The 16,954-nt window shown below is 58.7% G+C and carries 15 protein-coding genes; 10 read left to right on the forward strand and 5 right to left on the reverse strand.

Going from position 1 to position 16,954, the window contains the following annotated elements:
• Together fmt and def are read right to left on the reverse strand one after the other, a co-directional pair.
• Positions 1–936, reverse strand: a complete 936-nt coding sequence (gene fmt / locus KFJ24_RS15630) for a methionyl-tRNA formyltransferase (protein WP_250832019.1) — start codon at positions 934–936, stop codon at positions 1–3.
• Between the two features lie 109 nt (positions 937–1,045).
• A complete protein-coding gene (gene def, locus KFJ24_RS15635; RefSeq protein ID WP_250832020.1) occupies positions 1,046–1,549 on the reverse strand; it encodes a peptide deformylase in 504 nt (167 codons plus the stop codon).
• Between the two features lie 416 nt (positions 1,550–1,965).
• Here def and KFJ24_RS15640 point away from each other — a divergent pair, with 416 nt between their 5' ends.
• The 9 genes from KFJ24_RS15640 (at position 1,966) to KFJ24_RS15680 (ending at position 12,338) form a co-directional block, all read left to right on the forward strand.
• Positions 1,966–2,982 carry a LysM peptidoglycan-binding domain-containing protein gene (locus tag KFJ24_RS15640; RefSeq protein ID WP_250832021.1) on the forward strand — a complete coding sequence of 339 codons (1,017 nt, stop codon included), beginning with the start codon at positions 1,966–1,968 and terminating at the stop codon, positions 2,980–2,982.
• Positions 2,983–3,055: 73 nt separating this feature from the next.
• On the forward strand, positions 3,056–4,273 hold the full coding sequence (gene dprA, locus KFJ24_RS15645; protein WP_434968024.1) for a DNA-processing protein DprA: 1,218 nt from the start codon (positions 3,056–3,058) through the stop codon (positions 4,271–4,273).
• A 45-nt stretch (positions 4,274–4,318) separates the two neighbouring features.
• On the forward strand, positions 4,319–4,894 hold the full coding sequence (locus KFJ24_RS15650; protein WP_250832022.1) for an L-threonylcarbamoyladenylate synthase: 576 nt from the start codon (positions 4,319–4,321) through the stop codon (positions 4,892–4,894).
• Between the two features lie 8 nt (positions 4,895–4,902).
• Positions 4,903–5,838, forward strand: a complete 936-nt coding sequence (hemF, locus tag KFJ24_RS15655; protein ID WP_250832023.1) for an oxygen-dependent coproporphyrinogen oxidase — start codon at positions 4,903–4,905, stop codon at positions 5,836–5,838.
• Entirely contained in the window at positions 5,835–6,662 is an 828-nt protein-coding gene (gene aroE / locus KFJ24_RS15660) for a shikimate dehydrogenase (RefSeq protein ID WP_250832024.1), read from the forward strand. Before hemF ends, aroE begins: the two co-directional genes overlap by 4 nt.
• A gap of 54 nt (positions 6,663–6,716) precedes the next feature.
• On the forward strand, positions 6,717–7,490 hold the full coding sequence (locus tag KFJ24_RS15665; RefSeq protein WP_250832025.1) for a motility protein A: 774 nt from the start codon (positions 6,717–6,719) through the stop codon (positions 7,488–7,490).
• 4 nt (positions 7,491–7,494) lie between these two features.
• Positions 7,495–8,328: a flagellar motor protein MotB gene (locus KFJ24_RS15670; protein ID WP_250832026.1), complete on the forward strand. Its 834-nt coding sequence runs from the start codon at positions 7,495–7,497 to the stop codon at positions 8,326–8,328.
• Between the two features lie 185 nt (positions 8,329–8,513).
• Positions 8,514–11,084, forward strand: a complete 2,571-nt coding sequence (locus KFJ24_RS15675; protein WP_250832027.1) for a GcvT family protein — start codon at positions 8,514–8,516, stop codon at positions 11,082–11,084.
• An 87-nt stretch (positions 11,085–11,171) separates the two neighbouring features.
• On the forward strand, positions 11,172–12,338 hold the full coding sequence (locus KFJ24_RS15680; protein ID WP_434968025.1) for a GlxA family transcriptional regulator: 1,167 nt from the start codon (positions 11,172–11,174) through the stop codon (positions 12,336–12,338).
• Here the strand turns inward: KFJ24_RS15680 and KFJ24_RS15685 are convergent.
• Genes KFJ24_RS15685 through KFJ24_RS15695 form a run of 3 tightly spaced genes read right to left on the reverse strand, consistent with a single transcriptional unit; the run spans position 12,330 to position 16,392 of the window.
• Positions 12,330–14,066 (reverse strand): formate--tetrahydrofolate ligase, encoded by a 1,737-nt coding sequence (locus tag KFJ24_RS15685; protein ID WP_250832029.1) that lies wholly within the window; start codon positions 14,064–14,066, stop codon positions 12,330–12,332. The two genes, KFJ24_RS15680 and KFJ24_RS15685, sit on opposite strands and share 9 nt — an antisense overlap.
• Entirely contained in the window at positions 14,050–14,985 is a 936-nt protein-coding gene (locus KFJ24_RS15690) for a methylenetetrahydrofolate reductase (protein ID WP_250832030.1), read from the reverse strand. The genes KFJ24_RS15685 and KFJ24_RS15690 overlap by 17 nt, the downstream gene beginning before the upstream one ends.
• Positions 14,986–15,030: 45 nt before the next feature.
• Positions 15,031–16,392, reverse strand: coding sequence for a glycine cleavage T C-terminal barrel domain-containing protein (locus KFJ24_RS15695; RefSeq protein ID WP_250832031.1), 1,362 nt, complete (start codon positions 16,390–16,392; stop codon positions 15,031–15,033).
• A gap of 207 nt (positions 16,393–16,599) precedes the next feature.
• Here KFJ24_RS15695 and KFJ24_RS15700 point away from each other — a divergent pair, with 207 nt between their 5' ends.
• Positions 16,600–16,917 carry a PA4642 family protein gene (locus KFJ24_RS15700; RefSeq protein WP_250832032.1) on the forward strand — a complete coding sequence of 106 codons (318 nt, stop codon included), beginning with the start codon at positions 16,600–16,602 and terminating at the stop codon, positions 16,915–16,917.
• The last annotated feature ends 37 nt before the right edge of the window (positions 16,918–16,954 follow it).

Raw genomic sequence — 16,954 nt, forward strand, 5'->3', positions numbered from 1 at the left:
TCAGTTCAGCTCCTGTCCGGGCATCAACAGCTCTTTGCCACCGTTGATCAGGTCATTCACGCTCTGGGCCCGTGCACCCGGAAGTTGCAGGCGTGTGATGCGCAGAGTGCCGGCGCCACAGGCAACGTCGATGCCTTCCCGTTCCCGCCGTATCACGGTGCCGGGCGGCTTACGACTGTCGTCGGCCAGGGCTTTTGCTTCATGAATGCGGACACGCTGTTGCTCGAGATCTGTGTAGGTGCCGGGCCAGGGGTTAAAGGCCCGAATCAGGCGTTCAATGGCGAGGGCGTCCTGTGACCAGTCAATATGCCCTTCTTCCTTGGACAGTTTACGGGCATAGCATGCCAGTTCGTCATTCTGTGTTTCGCCACGCAACTCGCCCTTTTCCAGCAATTTGAGGGCATCGACAATGGCCTTGCCGCCGAAATCGGCGAGGCGGTCATGGAGGCTGCCGCCGGTATCGTCTTCATCAATCGCTGTGAGTGTTTTCAACAGCATAGCGCCGGTATCGAGGCCTTCATCCATTTGCATAATGGTAATGCCGGTTTCGTCATCACCGGCAGCAATGGCGCGCTGGATCGGCGCAGCGCCCCGCCAGCGTGGCAGCAGTGAGGCATGAATGTTGAGGCAGCCGTGGACAGGAATGCTCAGGACCGCCTTCGGCAGGATCAAGCCGTAGGCGGCGACGATCATAACGTCCGGCTCCAGGTCCGCCAGTTCCCGCTGAGCCTCGTCCGTTTTCAGGCTCTCCGGCTGGAACACCGGGATACTTGCCTCCAGGGCCACCTGTTTGACCGGGCTGGGCATCAGTTTTCGGCCGCGACCGGCTGGCCGGTCCGGCTGGGAGTAGACCCCAACAACCGTGTGGTGGGTGCCGAGCAGGGCTTTCAGGGCGGTGGCGGCAAAATCCGGGGTGCCGGCAAAAACGAGTCGCACAGTTTTGAAGTCTCTGTTCCGTTGAATACGAAAAGACCGGGTTATATAACCCGGTCCGAATCCTGTTCACTTATTCTGACGGTTCCGTCGTTTCTTTCGTGGTTACCGGTCAGGCACTCTGCTTGTGCTGTTTTTCCAGCTTCTTGCGAATCCGGTTGCGCTTCAGCGTACTGAGGTAATCCACGAAGAGTTTGCCGTTCAGGTGATCCATTTCATGCTGAATGCACACTGCGAGCAGACCGCGGGCTTCAATTTCAAACGCCGTGCCGTCACGATCCATTGCCCGAATCATACAATGTTCGATGCGACGGACGTCTTCGTAGAAACCGGGTACGGAAAGGCAGCCCTCCTGCATGTCTTCCAGGTCGCCATCGAGGACTTCTACCTCCGGGTTGATGAACACGCGGGGTTCACTTTTGTCCTCGGACAGATCCATAACAATGATCTGTTTGTGCACGTTCACCTGGGTAGCCGCGAGGCCAATGCCGGGCGCATCGTACATGGTCTCGAACATGTCGTCGATCAGCGTGCGGATGTCATCCGTCACCTCACTGACCGGCTTGGCGATGGTGCGCAGACGGGGATCCGGGTATTCGAGAATATCTAGTATCATGTGGCTCGTACTTTTGACCTGTATGGCTGAATTACTGAGTTAACGTTTGCATCTCGTGTAACTTGTGTAAATTTCTGCAAGCAAGTGAAAGCGATCGCGAAAATGCGAAAGCGTACTGCGCAAAAATTCGCCCGTTCACTAATAATCGGGACGCAGCCGCAGGTTTCAACGGCTGAAAGCAGTGTTAACGCTATTCCTCTATTATCCAACAATTCGTCGATTGAGTACAAACTGATCAGTTAATAGTTAAAATCTTTCACCGGCGGGATAGAATTTACTGGAAGAACAAAAGATAACATCACAAATTCCCAGACTTCTTCTATAGTATCAGGAATAACAACGTAATAAGCTGCAGACATCATGCTGCATCCCAACAGAATGCAAAGTATCAAGGCACGCGATCAAGGACTTACACAATGAGGAAACTGCTGTACGCTCTGGCAGCATTTACGCTGCTGTTCACCCCCTTGGCTCAGGCTGCACCGGAGCTGCGGTCCGATCATCCCGAGCGTTACACTGTCGTGAAGGGTGACACCCTCTGGGATATTTCGGGTCGTTTTCTGAACAACCCGTGGTATTGGCCGGAAATCTGGCATGTGAACCCGCAGGTGGCCAACCCTCACTTGATCTATCCCGGTGATCGTCTTGCCCTGGTTTATATTGACGGCAAGCCCCGTATTACCAAGGTGTCGACCAATGGTGTGGTCAAGTTGTCTCCCAAGGTTCGCTCCGAACGAATTGATACCCCGATTCCGGCTATCCCACTGGATGCTATCAGCAGCTTCCTGACAGATACCCGCATCGTGACACCGGAAGAGCTTAACGGTGCCCCTTATGTCCTTGAGGGTGAGGATGGCCGGATCATCACCGGCGCGGGCGATCGAATCTATGCCCGCGGTGACAAGCCCGCGGACAAGGTGGGTATCTTCCGTCGCACCAAGGAATTCATTGATCCTGAAACGGGCGAATTCCTGGGTCTTGAGGCTCGCAGTGTCGGTGCCGGCACAGTCACCGCGGAAAACGGCGATGTTCTGACGCTCCGACTGACCAAGTCCAATCAGGAAATCCGTATTGGTGACCGCCTGCTGAACAACATCAACCGTCCGATTTCCACCAGTTTTTCGCCCAGCTCTCCGGATGATCAGGTTGAAGGTCAGATGATCGCCGTTGATGGCGGTGTCACCCAGATTGGCCAGTTCGACGTGGTGGCTATCAATCGTGGCAGACGGAATGGACTGAAGCCGGGCAACGTTATGGCGGTGCTAAAGAGCGGCAACATGGTCCGTGATCCGGTCACAGGTGAGACAATTGAACTGCCGTCTGAGCGAGCCGGCCTGATGATGATTTTCCAGGCGTACGAAAAGATGAGCTACGGGCTCGTTTTACAGGCGACCCGTCCGCTTTCCGTGGGTGACAAGGTAACCAACCCGTGATGCGCTGACGGTTAAGGTACAAGGATGGCCGGGCCAGGATGGTCCGGCTTTTTTCGTTTTCAAGGATGAAACCGTGACACAACCATCTCTTTCCGGACCCTCTGCCCGTTCCGGGTGCACCGATCTTTTTTCCTGTCCCGAAGCTGCCTGGGTACTGTTTGCGTGCCTGCCAAAGTTTGGTGTTCGTCGACGGCATGCCGTGCTTTCGGCGACTCCGGAGCTGACCGACCTGCTGGCCATGAATGCGGCTACGCTCAGGGCGCTCGGCCTGCCAGCTGAAGCAGCTGCTCCAATCAAGTCATGGCAGCGACGGGATCGGAGTGATCCTGTGGTAGCAGAGGTTTTTCGGATCTGGCAGGACTGTGAACGGCTTGGTATAGGCATCCTTACCCGGGAAGACGGGCATTACCCGGAGGCCCTTCGGCATATTCACGATGCACCTTTGGTGCTTTATACCCGGGGCGACCAGACACTGTCAGGTCGCGAGCAGATTGGCATTGTCGGCAGCCGGCACGCGACACGGGCGGGGCTGGATCACGCCCGGAATTTTGCTGCCGAGCTCGGTTTTCGGGACCTTCTGGTGACCAGTGGCCTCGCTTTGGGCGTGGATGGCGCTGCCCATGCCGGAGCACTCGATGCAGGCTTTCCGACGATTGCGGTTATTGGCTGCGGCCTGGACAGGATCTACCCGAGCCAGCATCGCCGGCTCGGTGAGCGCGTGATTGACCAGGGTCTGATGATCTCCGAATACCCACCCGGTACGCCGGCACGTGCCGCTCACTTCCCTCAGCGTAATCGTATTATCAGTGGTCTGAGCCGTGGGGTACTGGTGGTGGAAGCCGGACTGAAGAGTGGCTCCCTGATTACCGCCCGGATGGCTCTGGAGCAGGGGCGTGAGGTATTTGCCATTCCGGGCTCGGTGCACAGTCCGGTCGCCAGGGGTTGCCACCATCTGATCAAGCAGGGTGCCCGGTTGGTGGAAACGGTGGATGATATTCTCGAAGAACTGGGTACCTGGTGGTCCCTCGACAAAGTCTCCGATGGCACCAGCGAGCCGTCGCCGGGGATCGTTGAAAGTTCTGGAAAACAGGAGCAGGCAGCGCCCGGGCTGGATGGTCTGGCCAGCCGCGAAATCGCGGTATTTGAGGCTTTAGGGTATGATCCCCAGTCAACAGACGCACTGAGCTTAGCCACTGGCTTGCCGGCAGATCAGCTCATGCAGGCCCTGCTGCTGCTTGAACTGCAGGGGCTTGTGAGTTCGGCTCCCGGAGGTTTCCAGCGAATTGGCTGAGCCCGGTTTAATGATCAACCCCGATTCAACTCTGACAACATCAGCATGGCAGCTCCTCACCAACCACTCAGCAACTGGCAGTTACACTGCGCCCGCCAGACCCTGCGCCGGGGCGGTGTTATCGCCTACCCCACCGAAGCCGTTTGGGGGCTGGGGTGTGATCCATGGGATCTGCCCGCCGTCGAGCGCATCCTCAAGCTGAAGCAGCGCCCCATGGAGAAAGGCATGATCCTGGTGGCCTCTTCGGTGGATCAGGTTCGCTTCCTGCTTGATCCTCTGCCCGCCGAATTGCAGCGGGAGGCCGAGCGCCACTGGCCCGGTCCGGTAACCTGTCTGTTGCCGGACGTCGAACGGCAGATTCCGGCATGGGTGAGGGGCCGTCACAGTTCCATCGCCGTCCGGGTCAGCAGCCACCCGGTAGTGCGTGCTTTATGTGAGGCCGCTGATATGCCCCTGGTTTCCACCTCCTGTAATCCGGCCGGTCGACAGCCTGCCCGCTATTCCTGGCAGGTCCGTCGTTATTTCGGGGACCAGTTGGACTGGATTGTACCCGGTGCGCTCGGGGGGAATCGCAACCCCAGCCGTATTATTGATATTGTCACTGGTCAGCAGCTTCGTTAGGAGAGTTCATGTCACAACAACCCGACAGCAATGCCGTAAAAGACTATTTGCTGCGCCTGCAGGAAACCATCTGTTCACGTCTCGAAGCGTTGGAAGGTGATGCCTCGTTTATTCGTGATGCCTGGGACCGTCCGGAAGGCGGTGGGGGGATCAGTCGAGTGATTACCGAAGGCAGGGTTTTTGAAAAAGGCGGCGTGAATTTCTCCCACGTGATGGGTGAGACCATGCCGGCCTCGGCCACCGCGCATCGTCCGCACCTGGCTGGCGCACCCTGGCAGGCCATGGGCGTGTCGCTGGTGATACACCCGAATAATCCCTATGTGCCAACATCTCACGCTAACGTCCGTTTCTTTATCGCAACGCCAAAAGATGCCGAGCCAGTGTACTGGTTTGGTGGCGGTTACGACCTGACACCCTATTACGGTTTCGACGAAGACTGCGTGCACTGGCACAAAACCGCCAAGGCGGCGTGCGATCCTTTTGGTGACGATATCTATAATCGCTTCAAGCACTGGTGCGATGACTATTTCTACCTGAAGCACCGGGATGAGCCCCGTGGTGTGGGCGGTCTGTTCTTTGATGATCACAACACGGGGGATTTCGAAGACGATTTCCGGTTCATGCAAGCCGTCGGCGATAGCTATATTGAAGCTTACGAGCCTATCGTCCGGCGCCGTATGGACCACCCGTACGGTGATCGCCAGCGGGATTTTCAGCTGTACCGCCGCGGACGTTATGTCGAGTTCAATCTGGTCTATGACCGGGGAACCCTGTTTGGGCTTCAGTCCGGCGGGCGCACCGAATCCATTCTGATGTCGCTGCCGCCTCTGGTGCGTTGGGATTACAACCGGGCAGCGGAGCCCGGCACGGAAGAGGCAAGACTGACTGATTACTTCCTGACTGGCCGCGACTGGCTGGGGAATGCGATGGAGAGTGCAAAATGAACAATGATCTTTATGCCGTTGTTGGTCATCCCGTCAGTCACAGCAAATCCCCCCGAATCCACAGTCTGTTCGCCAGTCAGACGGGGGAGCCGGTTGAGTACACCGCCATTCAGGCACCATTGGACGGGTTTGCGGACACGGTACGGCAGTTTTTCGAACGCGGCGGTAAGGGCGTCAACGTAACTGTCCCCTTCAAAGAGCAGGCGTGGCAGCTGGCGGATCGTCGGACTGAACGGGCAGAAAAGGCCGGTGCCGCCAATACACTCTATTACGATAGTGAGGGATTACTTACCGCCGACAACACGGATGGCTGCGGGCTGGTGCGGGACCTTACTGAAAATCACGGCCTATCCCTGAACGGTGCCCGGATTCTGATTCTCGGGGCCGGTGGTGCGGTTCGGGGTGTGATAGGCCCCATCCTGGCCCAGCAGCCGGCATCGCTTACCATTGCCAACCGGACGGTGGCCAAGGCCGATGCTCTGGTGGACCTGTTCGCCGATGAGGCCGGCGACACTGTCTTGTCGGCGTGTGGTTTTGATCAGCCGGATCAGCCGTTCGATCTCATCATCAATGGCACCAGTGCCAGTCTGCAGGGCGATCTTCCACCGCTTTCACCGAATGTGATCTGCGCCGAATCCCAGATTTACGACATGATGTACTCTTTGCAGACAACCACCTTCAATCAATGGGCCCTCGAACAGGGAGCCGAAAAAGTCTTCGACGGTCTGGGCATGCTGGTGGAACAGGCAGCTGAATCATTCCGGATCTGGCGTGACGTGACACCGGAAACCGCGTCGGTGATCGAAGAATTGCGTAACGACTGAGACCTCGCCCGGGGTTTGGGCTATGCTCAGGAACAACTTCTGTAAGGGTTCTCAATGGATATTCTTACGCTTGTAGGGCTTGTTGCTGGCGTTCTGATTGTTGGTCTGGCCATGCTGGCCAACGCATCGCTGCTAACTTTCCTGAACCTGCCGGGTCTGGCGATCGTGCTTGGCGGCACCTTCGCCGTTACCCTGATCAAGTTTCGTATGGCGTCGGTTATGAATGCCTTCCGGTTGGCGTTCAGTGCCGCCTTTACCGACCGTGTGGCACGGCCGACAGAGCTGATCCGTGAAGTCGGTGTATTGGCCACGGTGGTGCGCAAGGAGGGCATTCTCGGGCTGGAGAATCACGATACCGATAACGCCTTCCTGCAAAAAGCCATCACCCTGTGTGTGGACGGGCACCCGCCGGAACTGGTGGAAGAGGCTCTGGCGCAGGAAGCCCAGCAGACGGCCGAGCGCTATGAAGTGGCTGAACGGGTATTCCGGGGGATCGGTGAATCGGCTCCTGCTATTGGCATGCTCGGAACCCTGGTAGGTCTGGTGCAGATGCTGAACAAGCTGGATGACCCCTCCTCTATCGGCCCGGCTATGGCCATTGCCCTGCTGACGACCCTTTACGGGGCTTTTATCGCCCAGCTGCTTGCCCTGCCCCTGGCCGACAAACTTCAGCTTAAAGCTGAGGATGAAGCCCGCAACCAGATGCTTATTGCCACCTCGATCAAGAATATCATGCGAGGTGAAAACCCCCGGGTCATGACCGAACTGTTGTCTTCCTTTGTTCATCCGGACCAACGCACTGGCCTGGCGCCGGGCCGGGAGGCCTGACGCTTTGGAGGTCGTCCAGCAGAAAAACAAGAATCGTCTCAGGAACTCGACACCCGCCTGGATTGTCACTTTTGCCGATCTGGCGACTCTGCTGCTGACGTTTTTTATTCTGCTTTTGTCGTTTGCCGAAATGGATGTGGAAAAATACCGTGCCATGGCCAACTCCATGTCAGTGGCTTTCGGTTCCAGTAACGTGCTGGCGGACGGTGTCGGTGGTTCCCCGATAACCATGATCGAATCCGATACCGTATCCCTGCCGGAGCCAACGGAATCCCGGAGCCAGGAACCGGAATTCATTGATGAGCGTGCCGATGGTATCGCCCCCACCAAGATTCCCGGTGGAGTGATTGACCTGGCCAGTCGCCTGATCCTTGAGCTGGAGTCCGAAGTAGCCTCTGATGACCTGAGCGTCAATTACGATGAAAGACAGGTGGTGATCCGGTTCTCGGAAGAAGCCACTTTCAGGTCTGGCGAGGCCGCTATCAAGCCAGAAATGGTCCCGATTATCGAGCGGGTGGTCAATGTCCTGTCCGCCTGTACCGGTGATGTGCTTGTTTCCGGCTACACCGATGACCGCCCTATCTCCAGTGGTCGCTACCGTTCCAACTGGGACCTCTCCGCAGCCAGAGCAGTCTCGGTTGTTCACGAGCTGGTGCTCAATCGTCAGGTACCTGCCGAGCGTGTTGTGGCTGCCGGACGCGCAGAAACCAACCCACTGGCTCCCAACGATTCACCGGAAAACCGGGCGCTGAACCGCAGGGTGGAGATCGCCATTCGCGACCCGAAATGCACGGGCTCGACAACCGGTGGGGAACTGCCGGTCGAAATTATGCCCTAGTCCACCGAATACCGGGTTTCACTGCGCCGACCACGCCCTCTGTCGCCCTGCCGACCAGTGCCGTTTTTAGACGACTGGATGTCGTATTGGACTCACCGCCGGAGTCGAATCAGAGCCACATTGAAACTGAATGTGATGTCTACGGATGCGATGCGCCCGCAAGGAACGAAAAAGGAGGGGCGAAGATGGCACAGCTACCGAAACGCGCGAAAGTCGTTATCGTTGGCCAAGGTGGTATTGTCGGATCTTCGGTCGCCCATCACCTGATTGAGCAAGGGTGGGACGACCTCGTTGGCCTCGAAAAATCCGCTATCCCCACCGACATTGGCTCCACCTCCCACGCCTCGGACTTCTGCTTTACCACCTCCCACGACAAACTGAACACCTACACCACGAAATACAGCCAGGCATTCTATGAGCGACGCGGCAATTACGTGAAATGCGGTGGCATGGAAGTGGCACGGGTGGACGACGACGAACGTATGGACGAACTTCGTCGCAAGGTCGGGTCGGGCAAGGCCTTTGGCACCAACGTCAGTATGATTTCGCCGAGTGAGGCGAAGGAACGGTTTCCGCTGCTGGATGAACGCCAGATCCAGGGGGCCATGTGGGATCCGGATGCAGGGCTGGTGGTCCCGCGTTCCCAGAAGGTGGCCGGTGACCTGGTGGAAGAGGCCGTAGCAACCGGCAAACTCCGGGTATTTCCTTACACGCCAGCCACACGCATTGACGTCAGGGACGGCCAGGTGCGCGGCGTTGAGACCGACAAGGGCTACATCGAGACGGAGTATGTGGTCCTCGCCATGGGGATCTGGGGGCCATTAATGGCGTACACGGCGGGTGCGGCCCTGCCTTTGATGCCGCTGGAGCATCCACTCCTGTTCTTCGGTCCCTACGAGGCATTGACTGGCACCGGTAAGCAGATCGTCTACCCGCTGTTCCGCGATCAGGGCAACTCCGCCTATGTGCGCGATACCGGGGACCCGACCACGACCGAGGGGGGGCGTATCGAATGGGGTTATTACGAGGCCGAGCGCCCGCGACTGGTGTACCCCGGCGCCATTTCCGAACCCGGCGAAACCCGGCTGTCTCCGTCCATGCGTGGCCTTTCTCTGGAGCAGGTCGTGGAGGCCTACGAAAAAGCGGTCGAAATGACGCCGATCCTGGGGGAATTGGGCTGGGAGGAGAAGCATTCCTTCAACGGCCTGTTGTCGGTTACACCCGATGGTGGATCCCTGATGGGGGAGTCGCCGGAAGTCCGTAATTTATGGTTCTGTGAGGCGGTATGGGTCAAGGACGGCCCGGGCGCCGGCAAGGTGCTGGCAGACTGGATGACCCATGGCATGCCGGAGATCGATCCGCACAGTGTTGATATTGCCCGTTACTACCCGCTCCAGAAGACCCCGGCTTATGTCTATAACCGCTGCTACGAAACCGCAAAGAAAATATACACCCCGGCGATTCACCCACGGGAACCCTTTGAGACCGGCCGCAGGATGCGCACCAGTCCCTTCTATCCGAGAGAAGTGGAGCTGGGTGGCTACTTCATGGAAGCGGCGGGATGGGAACGGGCTCATGGTTATGCCGCCAATGAGGCCACGCTGTTGCCGAAGTTCAGCGATCGTATTCCGGTGCGGGAGAACGAATGGGATGGACGGCATTTCTGGGACGTGTCGAACGCGGAACAACTGGAGATGAGTGAATCGGTCGGTATGATCAACCTGTCCCACTTTGCCATTTTCGATATTTCCGGCGCTGACGCCGAACCGCTGCTGGAGTTCCTGTCAGTGGCCAGGGTTGGCGGCAGCACGCCCCATGGCAAAGGCGTCTACACGCATTTTCTGGATGCCCGGGGCGGCGTTCGTTCCGACCTGACCATTATCCGGCGGGGGGATGACAACTACCGGGTGGTCTGTGGGGGTGACACCGGCCATCGGGATTATTGCTGGATTACCCGGATGGCCCGGGAGTTTGGATTCAACGATGTCCGCATTGAGGACCGCACCGATACCCTCGCAACCCTCGGTCTTTGGGGACCGAAGGCCCGGGCGACTCTGGCAGCACTGGTCAGCAACCCGGACGAGCTGTCCCATGAGAGCTTCCCCTTCGCCACCGCCCGGGAACTGGAACTGCAAGGGGTTCCGGTGTGGGCGTTCCGAATTTCCTATGTCGGTGAACTCGGTTGGGAGCTTTATTTCCCGTTCAGTTACGGCCTGAGGGTCTGGGATCTGTTGTACGCCGCGGGCGTGACCCCGGTCGGTATCGAAACCTATGCCAACACCCGCCGGCTCGAGAAGAGTCTGCGTCTGCAGAACGTCGACCTGGAGGTGGAGTACAACCTCTATGAGGCTGGACTGGAACGCCCCAGGGTCAAGGAGGCGAATTTCCATGGCAAGGATGCCTACCTGCAACAGCGGCAACTGTCACGGCAGGCGGCCTATCTCTGCACCATGGCCATGACCGAACATCGCGACGCTGCGGGGGTATTGCGTTACCCGGTGGGTCAATGGCCCATTCTTGACCCGCAAACCGGCGAGGTGCTGGTGGATCGATGCGGGCGACGATCCTATAACACCAGCATTGTCTGGGGACCTTCGTTGGGCAAGAACATCCTGCTGGGTTACCTCCCGGACGAATACGCTCAGGAGGGGCGGGAACTGACCCTCGAATACTTTCAGGAACATTACCCGATACGGGTAGAGTCGGTGGGATATCGGGCGCTGCTTGATCCGGACAACGAGCGGGTGAAATCTTGATCCCGGAACGCCATTGCCCCGGAACTATGTCCACTTTGTCTGATCAAAACATTGCTACAATTATGAGGGTCAGGCGGTCCTGTTGGGATGAACAGCCTGGGGCTGCGGCAAGATCCTTCAACCTGCGGAGGTTGTAACGTGTTCACCGACTTAGGCTCTTGCGAACCACCGTCTGCTGAGGCGCCATATAGGGTGGGTTTTCTGCTCATCAACAACTTCACGCTGATTGCTTTGGCGACGGCGGTCGAACCCCTGCGAATGGCGAACCAGCTGACCGGATCTGAACTCTATTCCTGGAAGTTGCTGACGCTTGACGGCGGTGCTGTGCGTGCCAGTGACGGTATGGCGGTGGTGCCGGATTCTGGCCTTCGTGGCGATGACCAGTTTGATCTGGTTATTGTTGTTGCCGGCGTAGACGTCGCCCACAGTTTTTCGTCCGGCGAAGTCCGCTGGCTGAAGCAGCAGGGACGCCTTAACGTAGTGCTGGCTGCGGTTTGCACCGGCGCCTATGTTCTGGCCAGCGCCGGTCTCCTGGATGGCTATGCCTGTAGCGCCCATTGGGATTGCCTGGAGGCCATACAGGAACAGTTTCCCCGGGTACGAACCAATAACCGTCTGTTTACCCTGGAAGAGGCGAGAATGACCTGCACCGGCGGCACGGTGCCCATGCACATGATGCTCAGATTCCTCGGACGTCGACATGGCCGGGAACTCAGCAACGCGATATCGTACATGTTTGTCTGTGACCGGCTTCGTGAAGAGTCTGAGCCGCAGCCAGTGCCGATGTTGCCCAGATCGGCCAACGCGCAACCGAAGCTCGTGGAAGTCGCGCAACTGATGGAGGCCAACATTGAGGAGCCGATTGGCCTGGGTGAGTTGGCAGCCCTGGCCGGTACCTCCCGGCGTCAGCTCGAAAGGCTCTTTCTGAAACACCTGGGATGCACACCCTCACGGTACTACCTGCGGGTGCGCCTCAATCGCGCCCGTCGGTTACTGAAACAGACGCCCTGCTCAATTGTCGAAATCGCCTCCATATGCGGATTCGTATCGGCAACCCACTTCAGCCGCTGCTATCGCAAAACCATGGGGCTGGCGCCCCGACAGGAACGTGTGGACGTCTGGGCCCCGGCGACAGTGGCTGATCCGCTGACCGACGCGGGGCAGGGAGTGTCTTCGTCCTCGAGGGACGCGCTCAAGCGCTCCAGCACTGAATCGACCTACGGTACGTTTGGGAAACGGGTCGAGTCAGGTTAGCCCGACCACCAGACCATTATCGTCCAGAGCGATATCCAGGGCGGCGGGACGGCGCGGCAGTCCCGGCATGGTCATGACATCCCCGCACATCGCCACCACAAAGCCGGCACCGGCCGCCAGGCGCACTTCCCTGACCGGCAGGGTATGACCGGACGGAGCCCCGAGCAAAGAGGGATCGGCGGAAAAACTGTATTGGGTCTTGGCAATACAGACCGGCAGGTGGCCGAAGCCCTGGGCCTCATATTCCCGAAGCTGTTTCCTGGCCAATGCCGTGAACTCGACCCGGCCGGCGTGATAGATCCGTGAGGCAATGGTTTCGATTTTGTCCGCCAGAGGCAGGCTGTCTTCATAGAGAAACCGGACTCCTGGCCCGTCGGCACCGAGCTGGTCGAGCACCGCCTGAGCGAGCTCTGTGGCTCCGTCGCCGCCTGAGGCCCAGTGATCCGCCGGCACGGCGCGAACACCCAGGTCCCGGCTGATGGCCTGGACCAGCGCTGTTTCCTCGTCAGTATCCTCGGGGAAGCGGTTGATGCAGACAACCGGGGTCAGTCCGAACTGCTGCAGGTTCTGGATATGCCGCTCCAGATTGACGCACCCGGCGCGTAATGCGGCCTGATCCGGTTCTGTCAGTCGGTTGCGGGCGGCGCCACCGTGCAGCTTCAGTGCCCGGAGGGTGCAAACCAGAACCGCCGCGTCCGGCATCAGGCCGGAGTGCCGGCATTTGATGTCGATGAATTTTTCCGCGCCCAGATCCGCCCCGAAGCCCGCCTCGGTAACGACAACGTCGTTGAGCGCCAGCGCGGCCCGGGTGGCGGCAACCGAGTTGCAGCCATGGGCTATGTTGGCGAAGGGTCCACCGTGGATGAATACCGGATTGTGCTCCAGGCTCTGTACGAGGTTCGGCTGCAGTGCATCTTTCAGGAGTACCGACAGCGCGCCATCCATGCCGAGGTCACGGACTGTGACCGGGCTCTTATCGGATCGCCGACCGACAATCATGTTTCCGAGCCGCTGGCTCAGATCCGAACGCCCCTCTGCGAGGCAGAGAATGGCCATGATCTCGGACGTAACGGTGATGTCGAAACCGGTTTCCCGTGGCACTCCGTGGGCTATGCCGCCGAGCCCGCTGACCAGGTTTCGGAGCGAGCGATCGGTCAGGTCCATTACCCGGCGCCAGCTGATCAGTCGTGGTTCCAGGCCGGCTTCGTTACCCCAGTGGATATGATTGTCGATTAGCGAGGCCAGCAGGTTATGGGCGGTGGTAATGGCATGGAAGTCGCCGTTGAAATGCAGGTTGATATCTTCCATCGGAATGACCTGGGCACGGCCGCCTCCGGCGGCACCGCCCTTCATGCCAAAGCAGGGTCCCAGAGATGGTTCCCGCAGGCACACCGACGAGTTCAGGCCCAGACGATTCAGACCGTCATTCAGGCCCACGCTGGTGGTGGTTTTGCCCTCGCCTGCCGGCGTCGGTGTCATCGCGGTGACCAGGACAAGCTTGCCGCGTGGCGCGGTATCGGAGGTGTCGACATACGCCATGTCCAGTTTGGCCTTGTAGTGCCCAAAGGGCACCAGACTTTCGGGCGGCAGACCGAAACGCTGCTGCGCCAGCAACAGGATGGACTGAGGCTGAACCGACCGGGCAATTTCGATGTCCGGCATGGGCGCCAGAGGACGGCTTTCCAACACTGATGGGTCGGAGATCTGCTCACTATACTGGGGTTCCATTGGCTTGCCTCCTTTCGTCCTCGAGCGACCGGCTGTGGTCTTGAATCCATTGTGCCGACTGGCGTAAGCCACCGAATGGAAATAGATGTATCCCCTTGAGCAGGGCATCGGGATTGTCCAGACAATACTGAACCAGGGGTTGGACCATGCGATCCGGCGTCCAGGCCCGGAGCAGCCTGGCGCTGCCCGGACGCCGGAGCAGCATGCGACCGGAGACGCCAACCCCACACTGGGCGGCGTAGGCGAGCAGGGTCTTTACGCGCGTGGGTCCTGCCAGTCCAATGTAAACAGGAAGTGTTTCCAGAAGCGTGCCCAGGCTATGCAGCCAGTCGATAACGATCTCGGCCTGGAAGGTAAACTGGGTGACCACCCACAGCTGTATGCCGGTGCTGCGGGCGTATTCCTGCTTGATGTCGAGGGCCCGGGCCAGTGTCGCTCGATCTGCGCGGGGATGGCCTTCGGGGTGTGCTGCGAAACCGATGCCATGGAACCGGAACCGGGACAGAATGTGAGATTCGAGAACCGCCAGGGTATCCGGGAAGGGGCCGGCAACAGAATCGCGGTCACCGGCAATCAGCAGCAATCGGTCCACGCGGCTGTCCTGCAACTGGGCCAACCAGTCGTCGAGTTGCCCCTGGCTTTCCAGCATCCGTGCCGGCAGGTGAGGCACGGGCTGCATGCCCAGTTCCAGCAACCGACGACAGGCTGCAAGCGTGTCACTAAAGTGTCCACCCGGTAGAAAGGGTACGTATACCGAGGTACCGGGATATAACAGCTGTGGCAGGTTTTCGGTTGCAAAAATCTGCCGGGGCGTCGCTTCGATCGAAGCGGAGCGCACCAGAGCCTGCAGGCAACGGTCTGCTTCATCGCCACGGCCCAATGATGCACTCAGCGTATTGGGTTGGTTTGCCAGAGTCATAACGCATCACCCTTTGTTAACCGGCAGCTGCCGGGGATCCGGCTCTCAGTCAGCAAAGTCGATGCCCTTGGAGCGTGCGCGCTCTCTGGCATTCTGGTTAACAGAAGGACGGAAGGGCACCTCCACCACCTCTGCTTCAACGTCTGTCGACCCGTCCATGGCGGTGTACTCCACGGGCAGATGCACGGTGAGTCGCGTACCGACGGCGCGCATGTCAAACGGCACGTAGGCCAGCGCAATATTGGTTTCCAGTTCCGGTGAGTACCAGGGTGAGGTCACATAGCCTTCGGCCGCGCCCTCGTCTGGCCGGCTAATCAGCCAGAAGTCGTTGGAGTAATCAGTGACCGGACCGCCGCCGAATCGAATACCCACCATGGTATGAGTGAACGGTGGGTGCCCGGCCTCCAGTTGCTCGCGAACTTCCTCCAGCCGTTGTTTGCCGATGTAATCCGAGTCTTTATTGCGTGGCACCTGGTAGGCCAGATTGCACTGGAATGGCAGGGTTTCCGCGTCCAGGTCCTGTCCCCAGGACAGAATGCCGGCAGCAATCCGTCGATGGTGCGCAGGGGCGATCACCCGGAGGTTATGGGGTTCACCCGCGGCAAGAACCGTGTACCAGACGTCCTCGGCGTATTTGGTGGCTTCCTTGAGATAGATCTCGTAACCCTTCTCGCCGGTGAAGCCGGTCTGAGAAACGATCACGTCGTGCCCTGCCACGCGGCCTTCCATCAGACCGTAAAAGGGAATATCGCTAACAGCCTCGCCAAAAAGGTCGACCATCAGCGCTTCGGATTTCGGACCCTGAATTTGCAACGGGGCCACGTCGATCTCGGCAATGCTGACATTGAAGCCCATACCGACGTTAACGCCGCGCAGCCACAGTTCCAGATCACTGTCCGACAGGGAGAACCAGAACTCATCCTCCGCCACCCGCAACAGGACCGGATCGTTGATAATACCGCCGTCCTCGTTGCAGAGTATGACGTACTTGCCCCGCATGGGCCGGATTTTGGTGGCGTCGCGGGTAATCACATAGTTGATGAAACGCTCGGCATCCGGGCCCTTGACCTGGATCTGGCGTTCGACGGCGACATTCCAGAGGGTGACGTCATTGACGAGAGATTCGTACTCGACCATGGCACCACCTTGTTCGGGTCGCACATACCCCCGTGGATGGTACATGCGGTTGTAGACGGTCGCGCGCCAGCAGCCCGCCTCGTAGGCAAGGTGCCAGTATGGCGACTTGCGCACCCGCGTGGAGATCAACATTTCCACGGGTGTGGGCCCGGACTGACGCAGATTGATGGGTACCTTGCGATCGGTCTGGTCGACCGTGTCGGGCTGCCTGGCGGCGCCGGCTCGCTGTTGTGGATTGCTCTGACGTGCTTGCTCGATGTTAACGGCCATGTCTGTCTCCTCCTTCAGCGGGTTGCTGATAGCATCAATGTGACTGGGTTTGGCGCTGTCAGGTGGAACCAATACGACATGAAAGCGACCAAAAGCGTCAGTGCCTTATAGCCGGGGCGAAGAATCTCATTCTGAATTTATATAACTGACCGGGTTTCAGATCCTTATACTGTGTCGCCAAAAGTACCTGACAATGAGAGCGCGATTATGAGCGGACCAGACAAGCCCAAAGTTATCGGGGAAGAGTGGAGCGACGAGCGCGTTAAGAGCTTCCTCGCCATCGAGCCTTATGACGAGGCGGAGAGCACGGATTTTAATGCCTTGCTAAAAGCCTATCAGGCCATGCGGGCAGGGGATTTTGAACGGTTCATCGGCTTTTTCGTGGACGCCGGCCGTAATCTTGATGCGGTGAATGAAAAGGGCGAAACCATGCTGGACCGCATTTCTGAACACAGGAAAGGCGGGGAGTATGCCCGTGTATTGAAAAGCGCGGGCGCAAAAGGAAGCGCAGCGGCCGGGAACTGAATCCCGGCGCAACTGCGATTGGCGGCGGCGCGAAGTG

Source organism: Marinobacter sediminum (assembly GCF_023657445.1).
Lineage (GTDB): Bacteria > Pseudomonadota > Gammaproteobacteria > Pseudomonadales > Oleiphilaceae > Marinobacter > Marinobacter sediminum_A.